Here is a 13,729-nt window from a genome sequence, read left to right on the forward strand (position 1 = left end):
ATGGAAATTCAAGGATTGGCTCACTATAAAGAAATGTTTGGCGTAGCAAGTACAGCGGTGATTACACCAGGATTGTCACGTGTAGAAGCGGCATTACGCGCTTTAGGAAATCCAGAGAAATCTCTACATATTATTCATGTAGCAGGTACAAATGGAAAGGGTTCAACAATCGGCTTTTTAGAACAATTATGTACAACACGTCAGTTACAAGTTGGCGTATTTACATCACCTGCTTTTATTGATGTACATGATCAACTACGACTAAATGGACAGCACATCACCCCTGCGCAACTAGAAGCGGCCATGGAAACAGTAGCGGCAGCGAATGTACGTGATTTAACGGATTTTGAATTGCTGACGGTTGTAGCATATGTTGCCTTTTCACAAGCGAACGTCGATGTTGCGATTATTGAAGCGGGTATGGGCGGCTTGCTCGATGCGACAAATGTGGTGAAGCCGGTGGTAAGTGTGATTACGACAGTGGCGCTGGAGCATACAAACTTTTTAGGTACAACACTTAAAGACATTGCTACGCATAAAGCAGGCATTATTAAGCGTGGTGTACCGATTATTCAAGGGGCTGTGTCACAAGAAGCAGCGAGCGTCATCGCACAAACGGCAAATAAATTACATGCGCCGCTATTTGTATATGCGCAAGATTTTCAGGTGGAAGACAACGTCTATCGTAGCGAAGCATTAACGATTCATGATTTAACACCATCGTTACATGGCGAGCATCAGCTTCATAATATGGCACTTGCGATTGCTGCATTTGAGCAGTTTTGTATACGCATGAAGCTACATATTGCACCTAAACGCGTGCAACAAGCTGTGTCACAAGTACATGTACCATATCGCTTTGAACAAATTCGCGATCATGTATACGTGGACGGTGCGCATAATGTGGCGGCGGCAGAAGCACTTGTAGCGACGATTCGTGAGATGTTTGGCGAACAACGCGTTCATTTTGTTATCGGTATACTTGCGGATAAAGATATACAGGGCATTCTTAATGTATTAGCACCTGTTGCCGCATCCTTTACATGTGTGCCTTTTTCACATCCGCGTGCGTTAAGTGCTACGCAATTAGCGAGTATGATACCTGGTAGTAAAGAGGTGGCGACGTTAGATGAAGCGATTGCTTTAGCTAATGGTGAAGTTGTTGTCGTTACGGGCTCCCTTTATTTATTAGCAACTGTAGTATCTGCATAATGGTGAAGGGGGCAACCCTTTCATCTTTTTATTTTCAACTTGTAAACGATGCATATTCGCAATGTGACATAGAGAAAAGAAGAAATTCTGCCTTTTTTCGCAGTTGAAATTTAAATTTTTAGCAGCGAACGTGTCGTTGCAAATACACACAGATTTTATACAATACATTTGGAGGAACGATTTATGCAATTTCAAACAACCGCGACATTTATTTTAGCGTCAGCATCCCCGCGAAGAAAGGAACTTTTTAGCCAATTTGGCATCCCGTTCACGATTGAAACGGCAGATGTTGACGAGCAAAGCATTGCTGTTGTGTCGCCTGAACAATATGTACGCGATGTTGCGTTATTAAAAGCGCGTGCAGTCGCAGCGAATCATCCAGAAGCAGTGATTATTGGCGCAGATACGACCGTTGCATTTAACGGTATACTGCTGCATAAACCGAGCGGAGTTGACGAGGCAGTTACCCACTTAACGACACTGCGCGGTCAGCAACATGATGTATTTACAGCGGTTGCGATTATTGAACCGAACGGAACAGAGACGGTAATCGTTGAACGAACGATTGTGCAGTTTAAGCAATTTTCAGATGCTCTTTTACATGCCTATATTGCAACGGGTGACCCGTTTGATAAGGCAGGCGGCTATGGTATTCAAACAGATGGTATGTTTTTAGTTGAACGTATTGAAGGAGACTATTTAAACGTTGTTGGCTTACCGGTTGCATCCTTGTGTGAGCAACTTGTAGCGCAGCAATTACTAACACTCGTATAACAAGGAGATGACGATGTGCAACATGTCCCGTTAAAACTGACAGAACGAGCTGATATTGACCGTCCACGTGAGCGTTTTTTATATCAAGGAGCAGCTAGTGTATCGAATGAAGAGCTCATTGCGCTTATTTTACGTAGTGGCACAAAAGATGAGCCCGTATTACAAATTGCAAGCCGTCTTATGCAACAGCTAGAGCATATACAAGCGCTCAAGATGACAACACTTGAGGAACTGACAAAAACAAAAGGGATCGGCACCATTAAAGCGGTGCAATTGCTTGCGGCAGTGGAGCTTGGCAAACGGATAGCGTCAAAAAATCCGTTAGAGCGCTATACGATCCGTTCACCGGCTGATGCAGCAGCTTATGTCATGGAAGATTTAACGGGTTTACAGCAAGAGCATTTTTTAGTAATGTATTTAAATGTAAAAAATCATGTACTGCATAAAGAAGTCGTCTTTATCGGTAGCTTAAATGCGAGTCTTGTACACCCGCGAGAAATTTTCCGCAATGCGATTAAACGTTCTGCAGCAAGCATTTTAGTCGCGCATAACCATCCGAGTGGTACGACAACACCAAGTCCTGAAGATTTAGATGTGACGACCCGCTTAGTGGAAGTCGGAAAGCTTGTCGGAATCGAAGTTGTTGACCATTTAATTATTGGTGATTATGACTACTTGTCGTTGAAGGAAAAAGGCTATATAGTGTAAAGAAGGATTGTCTCGCAATACTACACTTGTTGAGACAATCCTTCTATTTGTATTTTTATGTGAAAGGGAACTTTTTTCATAAGTGTGCGTCAAGGCTACAGGCGTATTTTTTCACATCACATTATACGTACATAGTAGAAGTAGCTAAACCCAAGTACGTAGGCAAAACACGAATTTTTCTAGCTGTCATGAATAAAACGCAAGAAAAAGCTTGCTATTTGGAACAATCGCGTAATTATTCGTGAGTTTCTAACGGAAAGTATAGAAGTGACACTGTAATTTTGTCATTCTTTCCGCTATAATTAAGCGTATGATTTGATAAATGAGGGCTTACGACGAGTAAGTGATATAGAAAGGGAGTACACAAATTGTTCGGATTAGGAAGTAAAGATGTCGGTATCGACTTAGGTACAGCTAACACATTAGTATTCGTAAAAGGGAAAGGCATCGTTTTACGCGAGCCATCAGTAGTAGCAAAAAACACAAAAACAGGAGACATTGTTGCGGTTGGTAATGATGCCAAAAATATGATTGGTCGTACGCCAGGCTCAATTGTAGCGATTCGCCCAATGAAAGACGGCGTTATCTCTGATTTTGATATTACAGCAACAATGATTGAATATTATTTAAAAGAAGCGTTAAAAGTTTCAGGCTCTAACTGGAAAAAGCCAAATGTTATGATTTGTGTTCCTTATGGTATTACATCTGTAGAACAACGTGCGGTTATTGATGCATCACGTAAAGCTGGCGCAAAAGAAGCATTTACAATTGAAGAACCATTTGCAGCGGCAATTGGCGCAAGCTTACCAGTATGGGATCCAACAGGGTCAATGGTTGTTGATATCGGTGGTGGTACAACAGAAGTAGCTGTCATTTCACTTGGTGGTATCGTAACGTCTGAATCAGTACGTTGTGGCGGTGACGCAATGGACCACGCGATTATTGCGTACATCCGTAAAACGTATAACTTAACTATTGGTGAACGTACGGCAGAAGCTGTGAAAATGGAAGTTGGTACAGCATCATTAGAAGGTGGCACGAATGAACAAATGGAGATTCGTGGACGTGACCTAGTAACAGGTTTACCGAAAACGATTGAAATTACATCTTCTGAAATTTCAGAGTCATTACGTGAATGTGTAACGCAAATTATTGAAGGTGTGAAAAAGACGTTAGAGCAAACACCTCCAGAATTATCAGCAGACGTAATGGAGCGCGGTATCGTATTAACGGGTGGTGGCGCATTATTACGCAACTTAGACAAAGTAATTAGTGACGAAACAAACATGCCAGTATTTATCGCAGAAAACCCATTAGATTGTGTTGCAATCGGTACGGGTCAAGCATTAGATCATATTGATTTAATTCGCTCTCAGCAAGTAAAAGGGTAAAAGGACGTGTGAGCAATGCCACGATTTTTCCAAAATAAGAAAATGTTAATGTTATTATTCGGAACGATTTTTCTTGTGGCATTGATTGGTTTTTCTCTACGTGACCGCGACCATGCTTCGTTACCAGAGCAAATTATTAAGGATTCTGTCGGCTTTGGGCAAACTATTGTCTCGAAGCCGATGAATTTTGTAACGGACATGTTTGTCAGTATGAATAACATTTTAAATACGTATGATGAAAATGAACGTTTAAAGGCGCGTTTAGATGAGTTTGCGGTACTGGAAGCACAAGTGAGTGAACTTCAGTTAGAAAATGAGAAACTTCGTGCTGTTGTAGAGAAAACGGAAGATTTAAGTGATTATGAGTCGATTCAAGCGACTGTAATTGCTCGGAATCCAGATCAATGGGAAGAAAAAATTATTTTAGATAAAGGATCTGCACAAGGTGTGGAAGTAAATATGGCAGTACAAACAGCGACAGGTCTTGTTGGTAAAGTTGTCTTAGTTACACCATTCACATCGGAAGTAGAACTACTTTTCACAAATAATCCGAATTATCGTGTTTCATCAATGATATTAGGTGAAAAAGAAGAAGTATACGGCTTAATCGAAGGATACGACGTAGAGCGTGGTGAGTTAATGATGAAACGTATTGACTCAGATGCCAGCATAGAAGAAGGCGAGAAAGTTGTATCATCAGGCTTAGGCGGTATTTTCCCGAAAGGTATTTTAATTGGGGAAGTAACGGAAGTAACAACAGATGACTTCGGTTTAACGAAATTAGCTTACATTAAACCAGCGGCAGATTTTTCTTTACTAGACCATGTAATTATTGCGAAGCGTAGCGTCACAGCAATTGACGGCTATGATGGCGATAATACCGGTCAAGATTTGACGAATGAACCAGTGGAGGAGGATAGCGAATCATGATTATTCGCCTTCTAATCCCACTGGTTGCATTGGTACTCTTTTTTTTAGAATCGAATTTTGCGCTTTTTTCACCACTTGAATGGGGAGACCGCACGATTTATTTAGTGCCACGTTTTCTCATTCTATATTTAATTTTTATTGCGGTTTATTATGATCGAAAAAGAGCGATGCAGTATGGCTTAGTGTTTGGTATTTTATTCGATGTCTTTTACTTAAATATTATTGGCTTATATACAGTGCTTTATCCAGCGATTTGTTTTGTCGCAGCATGGGCGGTGCATTATGTACATCATCATTTAGCGATTACAACGAGCTTAGCTATTGTATTAATGTCTGTATTTGAGTTTTTGTTATACCAATTTTTCCGATTAATATCGTATACGACGATGCCGTTTGATACATTCTTTTACGACCGCCTACTTCCAACAATTGGCGCTAACTTAATTTTCCTGGTAATGTTAGGGTGGATATTTAAATATTTAAGTAGTGTCCGCGTGTTACAACGCATAGAAGAAGGAAGATAAGAGCGAAAAAAGAGGTGACGACATGAAAAAAGCGCTTGTTCATATGAAAGGGACGAAAGATGGCCTTGTTTTACGTCTTGATGACCAATGTGTATTTGAAGATGTAGTTGAAGAGTTAACAGAAAAAGTAAAAGAAGCGTCCGAAGAACCAATCAATGTTCAGTTGCAATTAGGCTACCGCTATTGTACAGATGAGCAGAAGCAACAGTTAATGCAAATTGTGCATACGCATAGCGATATGCGTGTGTCAAAAGTAGTGAGCGAAGTCATTACAGTAAAAGAAAGCAATGATAAATTACTAGAAAACCGATCACAAATACATATGGGTGTTGTACGTTCAGGGCAAGTTGTTCAAGCAGCAGGCGATTTATTTGTTGTAGGCGATGTCAATCCGAATGGAAAAGTAGCGGCAACCGGTAGCATTTATGTATTAGGGAAGTTAGTCGGCATTGCACATGCAGGTGTGGAAGGGAATGAAGAAGCAGTTATTGCGGCTTCTTATTTTAAGCCAACGCAAGTTCGCATTGCAGACCAACTTGAAATTATGTTTGATGAGAATGAAAAAATTGCTGTACAGCCACATTACGGCTGTGCATTTATTGATGAACATGGACGAATTGATTTTAATCGTCTACAAATGTTAAAACATGTGCGTCAATCGTTAGAAATGGCTAAAGGAGGTCTCTAATTTGGGGGAAGCAATCGTAATTACATCCGGTAAAGGCGGTGTTGGTAAAACAACAACAACTGCCAACCTTGGGACTGCATTAGCCCTTCAAGGCAAGCGCGTATGTCTAGTAGATACAGATATCGGACTACGTAACTTAGATGTTGTATTAGGGCTCGAAAATCGTATTATTTATGATTTAGTCGATGTTGTAGAAGGACGTTGTAAAATCCATCAAGCGCTTGTAAAAGATAAGCGTGTCGATGACCAATTATACTTATTACCAGCTGCACAAACAGCCGATAAAAATGATGTAACACCAGAACAGATGAAGATTCTAATTGAAGAGTTAAAGAAAGAGTTTGATTTTATTTTAATCGATTGCCCTGCAGGAATTGAACAAGGCTACCGTAATGCAGTAGCTGGTGCAGACCGTGCCATTGTTATTACAACGCCAGAGATTTCAGCAGTGCGTGATGCGGACCGTATTATCGGGTTATTAGAATTAGAAAATATTGAACCGCCGAAATTAATTATTAACCGCATTCGTCATCATTTAATGAAGAATGGGGAAGCGATGGATGTAAGTGAAATTACGACACATTTATCAATTGATTTATTAGGGGTCATTATTGATAATGAAAATGTAATTAGCTCATCGAATAAGGGAGAGCCAATCGTAATGGATGCAACAAACCGTGCATCACTTGGCTATCGTAATATTGCAAGACGTATTTTAGGTGAATCCGTGCCGTTAATGTCGATTGAAGATGAAAAGCAAGGATTCTTCTCGAAGCTAAAAGCAATTTTCTCACGTTAATGTAAAATGAAGACGTTAGTAGGCTCTTTTTGTGCTTGCTGACGTCTTTTTGTACTTTTCACATAGAATGTTAGTAAGTACATAAAAACAGAAAATTCGACGTATTGGTGAATCGCTGTATTTTTGCCACTTTTGTTGTTAAATGAGTTGACGCAACGTTCTTTTTTATGATAGTATCTATAATGTTAGTTTGTAGCGCACCCGTGCTACAACCGCACTGACGAGGTTTTTAAGTATCTTCTTGATCACCTTAGTTCGGGCGAGTCTTAGTCTAAGAGGAGGTGCAGTAAAATGTACGCAATTATCGAAACTGGTGGTAAACAAATCAAAGTAGAAGCAGGTCAAGAAATCTTCATCGAAAAATTAGGTGTAGAAGCTGGCGAAGTGGTAACTTTTGATAAAGTATTATTCGTAGGTGGCGAAACAGTAAAAGTTGGTGCTCCAACTGTTGCAGGCGCAACTGTAACAGCGAAAGTTGTTAAAGAAGGCCGTGCTAAAAAAATCACTGTTTTCAAAATGAAAGCTAAGAAAAACTACCGTCGTAAACAAGGTCACCGTCAACCATACACTAAATTAGTAGTTGAAGCAATCAACGCTTAATAGTGAGGTGATAGACATGATCACAGTTACGATTCATAGCGATGAAAATCGCAAATCGTATGGTTTTGACATTTCAGGACATGCATTGTCTGACGTTTATGGTCGCGATCTAGTTTGTGCTGGCGCTTCAGCAGTTGCCTTTGGCGCTGTGAATGCAATCGGCCAATTAGTACAAATCACGCCACAAATCGAGCAAGGTGCGGAGGGCGGATATTTATCTGTTCAAATCAATCCTGCTGAATTGACTGAAAAACAAGACGAGACGTTACAAGTTATTTTAAATACTATGGTAACGCAATTTTATACAATGGTTGCTAGTTATAGTGACTATATCGAACTAAAATATAAAATGGTGTAGGAGGTGGAACACAATGGAAATGTTATTAACATTAGATCTTCAGTTCTTCGCATCTAAAAAAGGTGTAGGTTCTACAAAGAACGGACGTGACTCTGAGTCTAAACGCCTTGGCGCTAAACGTGCTGATGGTCAGTTCGTAACTGGTGGTTCAATTCTTTACCGTCAACGCGGTACAAAAATTTACCCAGGTACAAACGTAGGTCGTGGTGGTGACGATACTCTTTTCGCAACAGCTGACGGCGTAGTTAAATTCGAACGTATGGGCCGTGACAAGAAAAAAGTTTCTGTATACCCAGTAGGTCAAGAAGCTTAATCTGCACACAGTAAGGTGTCCCGCAGTGTCGGGACACCTTTTTTGTAGGACAGATGAAACAGCAACTCGCGCTCTTTGGCGCGAGTTGTATCTTTCTTTCTATTGAAAAATGGAACATTGGAATTTTCTTTATAGTATTCAATTGAAATGAGTGTCATGAAAGAAAATTCATGCACATCTTGTTATACTGAATATAGTGCTGAATTGGAGTGAGTCAACATGCCGAGCGATGAATTAACAGTTCAAGAAGTGATACGTTATGCCAATCATGATTTTATGAATCGGTTACAAGTCATCAAAATGAACTTAGATTTAGGGCATACAGATGCAGCAAAAGCATTAATTGAGCAATATGCAGAAAGTACAAGAATGTTATCTGAGCTGAATCGTCTAGCAAGCCCCCAATTAACAGTATGGTTACAAACATGCAAATGGCGCTATCCAAACTTGCATGTACAAATGACGTGTAGTGTGGAAGAGGCACTAGAAGCAATATACGATCAGCCATTAGTCGAATACTTGGAAAAAACAGTGCTCCATTACTATGACCATTTAAATGCGAGTGTCGAAACAGAACTAAGCATTGATGTAATGGTAACACACAACACAAAGAAATTAGTCGTTTGCTTAGAAGGGGCATGGGATATTGCACCATTACAGCTAAACGATGATCAAATAATGCGTGTACTAATTGAAGAAGCAACGGAAGAATGCTTTTCATATAAAGTTACATGGCAATGAGGAGTGACAAATATGTTCGTCGATCACGTAAAGATTTACGTTAAAGGTGGCGACGGTGGCGATGGTATGGTTGCCTTCCGTCGAGAAAAATATGTACCAAATGGTGGCCCAGCAGGTGGCGATGGCGGTCATGGTGGTAACGTTATATTTGAAGTAGAAGAAGGTTTACGTACGTTAATGGATTTCCGTTACAAACGTATCTTCAAAGCAGAACGTGGTGAACACGGGATGAGTAAAGGGATGCACGGACGCAAAGCAGAAGACTTAGTTGTAAAAGTTCCACCGGGTACTGTTGTGAAAAACGCAGAAACAGATACGGTTATTGCAGACTTAGTTGAGCATGGTCAACGTGCGGTTATCGCAAAATCAGGACGTGGTGGACGCGGAAACTGTCGTTTTGCTACACCAGCGAACCCAGCACCTGAATTAGCTGAAAAAGGTGAACCTGGTCAAGAGTTAGACGTTATTTTAGAATTGAAAGTATTAGCAGATGTAGGCTTAGTAGGTTTCCCATCTGTTGGTAAATCAACATTATTATCAGTTGTGTCAGCAGCGAAGCCAAAAATCGGCGCGTACCACTTCACAACAATCGTACCGAACCTAGGGATGGTTGAGACGGAAGACGGCCGTAGTTTCGCAATGGCAGACTTACCAGGTTTAATCGAAGGCGCGCACCAAGGTGTCGGCTTAGGTCACCAATTCTTACGTCATATTGAGCGTACACGTGTTATCGTGCACGTAATTGATATGAGTGGTATGGAAGGCCGCGACCCATATGAAGATTTCATTACAATTAATGAAGAGTTAAACCAATACAATATGCGTTTATTAGAGCGTCCACAAATTGTTGTTGCCAACAAAATGGATATGCCAGATGCAGAAGAAAACTTAATCGAGTTCCGCAAAAAAGTGGGCGACGATGTAAAAGTATTACCAGTATCAGCGGTTTCTCGTCAAGGCTTAAAACCGTTACTATTTGATATTGCAGACTTATTAGAAGTAACAAGCGAGTTCCCATTATTCCACGAAGAAGTAGAAGAAACAGATACAACAGTATTATACAAACATACTGTACAAGATCGTGAATTCGAGGTATCACGTGATGATGATGGTTCATTCGTTATTTCTGGTACAACAATCGAACGTCTATTCAAAATGACTGACTTCAGCCGTGAAGATGGTATTCGTCGATTTGCGCGTCAATTACGTGCAATGGGCGTTGATGAAGCATTACGTAAAGCTGGTGCAGAACACGGCGATACAGTACGTCTATTAGAATTCGAATTTGACTTTATTGACTAATAAAAGGTAAAGGGGGAGCAGTATGAAAGATGTTTCCAATCAGCGATATTATTTAGTGCGTGAAGACGTGTTAACAGACGCGATGCAAAAAACATTAGAGGCAAAGCACCTATTACAAACTGGCGCTGTCGCATCTATATGGGATGCAGTAAAAGAAGTTGACTTATCACGCAGTGCATTTTATAAATATCGTGATGCTGTTTTTCCGTTTCACTCAATTGTGCAAGAACGCATTTTAACAGTCTTTTTACAAATTCAAGACCGTAAAGGCACACTAGCGAAATTGCTTGAAACGATTACCGAAGCGCATTGTAATGTGTTAACAATTCACCAAACGATTCCGATTCAAGGACGTGCAAACGTGACGTTATCACTTGATGTAACAAGTATGTATGGTGACTTAGAAGAATTAATTCAATCGTTGAAACGATTAGACTTCGTTGAATCGGCGGAAGTTATTAGTTCGGGTGCGCTGTAACAAGCTTGTTTTCTAAAAATAATCGCGCTATACTAGACAGACAATGTAAAAGGGACGGTCTAAAAGAAATTCTTTTAGACAGCCCTTTTTTGTTATTACTATAAGACTGAAAATTTGAAAGGTTCTTTATTTAGTGCAACATAAAGAATGTGCTACTAAATAGGGAACGAGTTCAGACAGTGAAAAAGGGAGTTATTGATATGGCAGTAAAAGACATCGCCTATTTAGGACCAGAAGCATCATTTACATATTTAGCAGCGAAGGGAATTTTCCCACAAGAAAACTTACAGCCGTTTACGTCAATTCCAGAATGTATTGAAGCCGTAGCGGAAGGAAAAGTAGATTTAGCCGTTGTGCCGATTGAAAACACATTAGAGGGTACTGTGCCATTAACACTTGATTATTTATTCCATGAAGTGAATGTGTTTGTTATTGGGGAGCTTGTCTCAAAAATCCAGCAGCATTTACTCGTGCATCCACAAAATGCAGAACGCTGGGAACAACTTGAAAAAATTTATTCACACCCACATGCACTTGCGCAATGTCACAAATATTTATACTACCGCTTAAGCCAAGTGCCACTGCAACAATATGGCTCAACAGCTGCAGCGGCAAAGCTAGTTGCGGAAAATCCAGATCAATTAATTGGTGCGATTGCAAATGCATCCGCTGCTGAGAAATATGGCTTAACGATCGCGCAAGAAAATATTCATGATTTCCATTTCAATCATACGCGTTTCTTCGTTATTTCGCGTGAAAACACACGTATTGACGAGGCGCATAAACGTCCAGATAAGAAAACAACGATTTTACTGACGTTACCAACAGACCGTTCAGGGGCATTGCATCAAGTCTTATCTGTCTTTGCATGGCGACAACTAAACTTAAGTAAAATCGAATCACGTCCATTAAAAACAGCGTTAGGAGAGTATTTTTTCTTAATTGATGTATTAGCGGATGAAGAAGAGCCGATGATGAGAGGCGCGATGGAAGAGCTTGGTGCGTTAGGTTGCACTGTAAAACCATTAGGAACATATTATACATATGAAACACCGTGAAACTTTTTAGTAAGTGAGCCGTATAACACAAGTAAGAGGTGATAAAATATGTGGATGATGATAACCGTCATTGCGGTAGCCGCAATTGTCGGCGAAGCGTATAAAGACTATTTGAAAAACCAGAAGAAGACACTTGAAATTCGAGCAAGCTTATTACAAGAGGAACGTTTATTAGAAGAACAGAAGCAAAAAACATTGTTATTAGAAAACGAACGTTTACGTTTAGAACTTGATACAGATGTAGCGAAATATGAACGTGAAAAGGAGACGGTATTACTTGAGAAGCGATGATGTATTAGTGTTATATGATGGAAGTTGTGGTCTGTGTGATGGCATTGTACAATTTTTACTAGCGCATGATGTGAAAAACCGCTTTTATTTTGCGGCACTTGATAGCGAAACAGGTGTTATATATCGTAAGCGCTATGGTATTTCAGCAGATGTAGATAGTGTTGTTGTCATCTATAAAGAACGCGCGATGATTTATGATGACGCGGCGATTGCTTTAGTACCACATTTACCGTTGCCATATCGTCTTGGCCAAGTAGCAAAAATTGTACCAAAACCGATTCGATACGCTGCCTATAAGCTCATTGCAAAAAATCGTTATCGCTTCTTTGGTGAAGTAACCGCATGTAAATTACCGACTGCTGCGGAGCGTGTAAAATTTTTAGCGTAAAACAAAGACCTTCTCGCATCGCTACTTAACGTAGTAACGCGAGAAGGTCTTGTTGTCCTGCAAGACAATCTGCTAATGTGTAACGGTCGAGCACCGCTAAATAAGCCTGTAACGCTTCGTAAAGTACACCTTTTAAGCGACAATGCGAAGACAGGCGACATAAATTATTAGCTTCATCAAAACATTCAACAATATGAAAATCTTCCTCGGTTTGGCGGACAACAGCGCCGATATTAATGTGCTCAGGCTCTTGGGCTAACCGAATCCCACCACCACGTCCTCGAACCGTTTCCACATAGCCAAGGCGACCTAGCTCATGTGTTACTTTCATTAAATGGTTTTTGGAAATATGATACGCATCGGCGATTTCTTGGATGGTCGATAAAGCAGCTCGGTCTTTTGCGCCAATATATAATAATACACGCAATGAATAATCCGTGTATAACGTTAAACGCATATCAACACCACACTTTCTATACGTAGTGTATCATTTTTGACAACGAACGACCAAATGAACAAACTTGCATGTATTATTGACGCATGTCAGGAATCGCAATTACTTTTGTTGGTGTCGTTTGTGCAGGAATACTGCGCGTAGCAGGTCCGTAAAATACAGCATAATTGCCTGCTACAACTTCTTCTACCCCTTCAATGACAACGCGCTCGTCGATATTTAGCTTCAATGTATTCGTGTCATTTGTCAGCGTTTCATCGTACGCTGCGACATCATAAAAGCCTTTGTCAGCAGTTGTTGCCACAACAATCGCTGGTGTGTAGCGCGGCGGATAAATCATCACCATTGCACCATTTGTATACATATAGCCATTAACTGTCATGCCTTGCGTTAACGTGACTGTATTCCCAAAGTCATCAACAATCGGTGTGTCATCGGCTAACCAAAATGTAAATTCATCGTCGCCTTCTTTAAACGATAACTGCGTTGCGCCGTCTAGCTGTTCAATGGACTGGATTGTCCCTTGTTTCGGTGTGAATGTGGTCATTTGTTCAACCTCCGTATCTGTTTGTGGTGCCGCATTTGTTTCGTCTGCTGCCGGTGTGACTTGCAGCTCTTCGGTTAGTATTTCTTCGTTCGTTGTGTCGTCTTCTGTACCACATGCAGCTAATAAAAATGTCGCTGTAAGTGCTGTTACGGTGAATGTTTTACGCATCGTAT

19 protein-coding genes and 1 other annotated feature are annotated in these 13,729 nt (G+C 40.5%); of the genes, 17 read left to right on the forward strand and 2 right to left on the reverse strand.

Going from position 1 to position 13,729, the window contains the following annotated elements; genetic code table 11:
* From A6M13_RS00915 to A6M13_RS00995, 17 genes are all read left to right on the forward strand, one after another.
* Nucleotides 1–1,212 carry a bifunctional folylpolyglutamate synthase/dihydrofolate synthase gene (locus A6M13_RS00915; protein WP_066542233.1) on the forward strand — a complete coding sequence of 404 codons (1,212 nt, stop codon included), beginning with the start codon at nucleotides 1–3 and terminating at the stop codon, nucleotides 1,210–1,212.
* A 183-nt stretch (nucleotides 1,213–1,395) separates the two neighbouring features.
* A complete protein-coding gene (locus tag A6M13_RS00920) occupies nucleotides 1,396–1,986 on the forward strand; it encodes a Maf family protein (RefSeq protein WP_066542234.1) in 591 nt (196 codons plus the stop codon).
* A 15-nt stretch (nucleotides 1,987–2,001) separates the two neighbouring features.
* Complete coding sequence (radC, locus tag A6M13_RS00925) at nucleotides 2,002–2,694, forward strand: RadC family protein (protein ID WP_066542235.1); 693 nt, start codon at nucleotides 2,002–2,004, stop codon at nucleotides 2,692–2,694.
* 368 nt (nucleotides 2,695–3,062) lie between these two features.
* On the forward strand, nucleotides 3,063–4,085 hold the full coding sequence (locus A6M13_RS00930; protein WP_066542236.1) for a rod shape-determining protein: 1,023 nt from the start codon (nucleotides 3,063–3,065) through the stop codon (nucleotides 4,083–4,085).
* 15 nt (nucleotides 4,086–4,100) lie between these two features.
* Nucleotides 4,101–5,015: a rod shape-determining protein MreC gene (gene mreC / locus A6M13_RS00935; protein WP_066542237.1), complete on the forward strand. Its 915-nt coding sequence runs from the start codon at nucleotides 4,101–4,103 to the stop codon at nucleotides 5,013–5,015.
* The gene (gene mreD, locus A6M13_RS00940; protein WP_425393900.1) at nucleotides 5,015–5,539 is read left to right on the forward strand and encodes a rod shape-determining protein MreD; all 525 of its coding nucleotides are present in this window, start codon (nucleotides 5,015–5,017) and stop codon (nucleotides 5,537–5,539) included. Before mreC ends, mreD begins: the two co-directional genes overlap by 1 nt.
* Nucleotides 5,540–5,561: 22 nt before the next feature.
* Nucleotides 5,562–6,227: a septum site-determining protein MinC gene (locus tag A6M13_RS00945; RefSeq protein ID WP_066542239.1), complete on the forward strand. Its 666-nt coding sequence runs from the start codon at nucleotides 5,562–5,564 to the stop codon at nucleotides 6,225–6,227.
* A gap of 1 nt (nucleotide 6,228) precedes the next feature.
* Nucleotides 6,229–7,026: a septum site-determining protein MinD gene (gene minD / locus A6M13_RS00950; RefSeq protein WP_066542240.1), complete on the forward strand. Its 798-nt coding sequence runs from the start codon at nucleotides 6,229–6,231 to the stop codon at nucleotides 7,024–7,026.
* A gap of 200 nt (nucleotides 7,027–7,226) precedes the next feature.
* Nucleotides 7,227–7,303, forward strand: a sequence feature (ribosomal protein L21 leader region).
* Between the two features lie 14 nt (nucleotides 7,304–7,317).
* The gene (gene rplU / locus A6M13_RS00955) at nucleotides 7,318–7,626 is read left to right on the forward strand and encodes a 50S ribosomal protein L21 (protein WP_066461052.1); all 309 of its coding nucleotides are present in this window, start codon (nucleotides 7,318–7,320) and stop codon (nucleotides 7,624–7,626) included.
* Nucleotides 7,627–7,642: 16 nt separating this feature from the next.
* Complete coding sequence (locus A6M13_RS00960) at nucleotides 7,643–7,984, forward strand: ribosomal-processing cysteine protease Prp (RefSeq protein ID WP_066542241.1); 342 nt, start codon at nucleotides 7,643–7,645, stop codon at nucleotides 7,982–7,984.
* A 19-nt stretch (nucleotides 7,985–8,003) separates the two neighbouring features.
* Nucleotides 8,004–8,297 (forward strand): 50S ribosomal protein L27, encoded by a 294-nt coding sequence (gene rpmA / locus A6M13_RS00965; RefSeq protein WP_066542634.1) that lies wholly within the window; start codon nucleotides 8,004–8,006, stop codon nucleotides 8,295–8,297.
* Between the two features lie 219 nt (nucleotides 8,298–8,516).
* Nucleotides 8,517–9,038: a Spo0B domain-containing protein gene (locus A6M13_RS00970; protein WP_066542242.1), complete on the forward strand. Its 522-nt coding sequence runs from the start codon at nucleotides 8,517–8,519 to the stop codon at nucleotides 9,036–9,038.
* 12 nt (nucleotides 9,039–9,050) lie between these two features.
* A complete protein-coding gene (gene obgE, locus A6M13_RS00975; RefSeq protein WP_066542243.1) occupies nucleotides 9,051–10,340 on the forward strand; it encodes a GTPase ObgE in 1,290 nt (429 codons plus the stop codon).
* Nucleotides 10,341–10,362: 22 nt separating this feature from the next.
* The gene (locus A6M13_RS00980; RefSeq protein ID WP_066542244.1) at nucleotides 10,363–10,818 is read left to right on the forward strand and encodes an ACT domain-containing protein; all 456 of its coding nucleotides are present in this window, start codon (nucleotides 10,363–10,365) and stop codon (nucleotides 10,816–10,818) included.
* A gap of 200 nt (nucleotides 10,819–11,018) precedes the next feature.
* A complete protein-coding gene (gene pheA / locus A6M13_RS00985) occupies nucleotides 11,019–11,876 on the forward strand; it encodes a prephenate dehydratase (protein ID WP_066542245.1) in 858 nt (285 codons plus the stop codon).
* Nucleotides 11,877–11,924: 48 nt separating this feature from the next.
* A complete protein-coding gene (locus tag A6M13_RS00990; protein ID WP_066542246.1) occupies nucleotides 11,925–12,167 on the forward strand; it encodes a hypothetical protein in 243 nt (80 codons plus the stop codon).
* Nucleotides 12,154–12,555, forward strand: a complete 402-nt coding sequence (locus A6M13_RS00995) for a thiol-disulfide oxidoreductase DCC family protein (protein WP_169817405.1) — start codon at nucleotides 12,154–12,156, stop codon at nucleotides 12,553–12,555. The genes A6M13_RS00990 and A6M13_RS00995 overlap by 14 nt, the downstream gene beginning before the upstream one ends.
* Before the next feature lie 25 nt (nucleotides 12,556–12,580).
* Here the strand turns inward: A6M13_RS00995 and A6M13_RS01000 are convergent, their stop codons facing one another.
* Nucleotides 12,581–13,012: an RrF2 family transcriptional regulator gene (locus A6M13_RS01000; RefSeq protein ID WP_066542248.1), complete on the reverse strand. Its 432-nt coding sequence runs from the start codon at nucleotides 13,010–13,012 to the stop codon at nucleotides 12,581–12,583.
* Nucleotides 13,013–13,085: 73 nt separating this feature from the next.
* Nucleotides 13,086–13,724 carry a hypothetical protein gene (locus A6M13_RS01005; RefSeq protein ID WP_066542249.1) on the reverse strand — a complete coding sequence of 213 codons (639 nt, stop codon included), beginning with the start codon at nucleotides 13,722–13,724 and terminating at the stop codon, nucleotides 13,086–13,088.
* Nucleotides 13,725–13,729: the final 5 nt, after the last annotated feature.

The sequence above is a fragment of the Caryophanon tenue genome, from assembly GCF_001700315.1.
Lineage (GTDB): Bacteria > Bacillota > Bacilli > Bacillales_A > Planococcaceae > Caryophanon > Caryophanon tenue.

Excerpts from the sequence above, each read along its gene's own strand:
- A6M13_RS00915 (WP_066542233.1), top strand. The coding sequence starts at position 1 with ATGGAAATTCAAGGATTGGCTCACTATAAAGAAATGTTTGGCGTAGCA.
- A6M13_RS00920 (WP_066542234.1), top strand. The coding sequence starts at position 1,396 with ATGCAATTTCAAACAACCGCGACATTTATTTTAGCGTCAGCATCCCCG.
- mreC (WP_066542237.1), top strand. The coding sequence starts at position 4,101 with ATGCCACGATTTTTCCAAAATAAGAAAATGTTAATGTTATTATTCGGA.
- A6M13_RS00945 (WP_066542239.1), top strand. The coding sequence starts at position 5,562 with ATGAAAAAAGCGCTTGTTCATATGAAAGGGACGAAAGATGGCCTTGTT.
- rplU (WP_066461052.1), top strand. The coding sequence starts at position 7,318 with ATGTACGCAATTATCGAAACTGGTGGTAAACAAATCAAAGTAGAAGCA.
- A6M13_RS00960 (WP_066542241.1), top strand. The coding sequence starts at position 7,643 with ATGATCACAGTTACGATTCATAGCGATGAAAATCGCAAATCGTATGGT.
- rpmA (WP_066542634.1), top strand. The coding sequence starts at position 8,004 with ATGTTATTAACATTAGATCTTCAGTTCTTCGCATCTAAAAAAGGTGTA.
- A6M13_RS00970 (WP_066542242.1), top strand. The coding sequence starts at position 8,517 with ATGCCGAGCGATGAATTAACAGTTCAAGAAGTGATACGTTATGCCAAT.
- obgE (WP_066542243.1), top strand. The coding sequence starts at position 9,051 with ATGTTCGTCGATCACGTAAAGATTTACGTTAAAGGTGGCGACGGTGGC.
- A6M13_RS00980 (WP_066542244.1), top strand. The coding sequence starts at position 10,363 with ATGAAAGATGTTTCCAATCAGCGATATTATTTAGTGCGTGAAGACGTG.
- pheA (WP_066542245.1), top strand. The coding sequence starts at position 11,019 with ATGGCAGTAAAAGACATCGCCTATTTAGGACCAGAAGCATCATTTACA.
- A6M13_RS00990 (WP_066542246.1), top strand. The coding sequence starts at position 11,925 with ATGTGGATGATGATAACCGTCATTGCGGTAGCCGCAATTGTCGGCGAA.
- A6M13_RS01000 (WP_066542248.1), bottom strand. The coding sequence starts at position 13,012 with ATGCGTTTAACGTTATACACGGATTATTCATTGCGTGTATTATTATAT.
- A6M13_RS01005 (WP_066542249.1), bottom strand. The coding sequence starts at position 13,724 with ATGCGTAAAACATTCACCGTAACAGCACTTACAGCGACATTTTTATTA.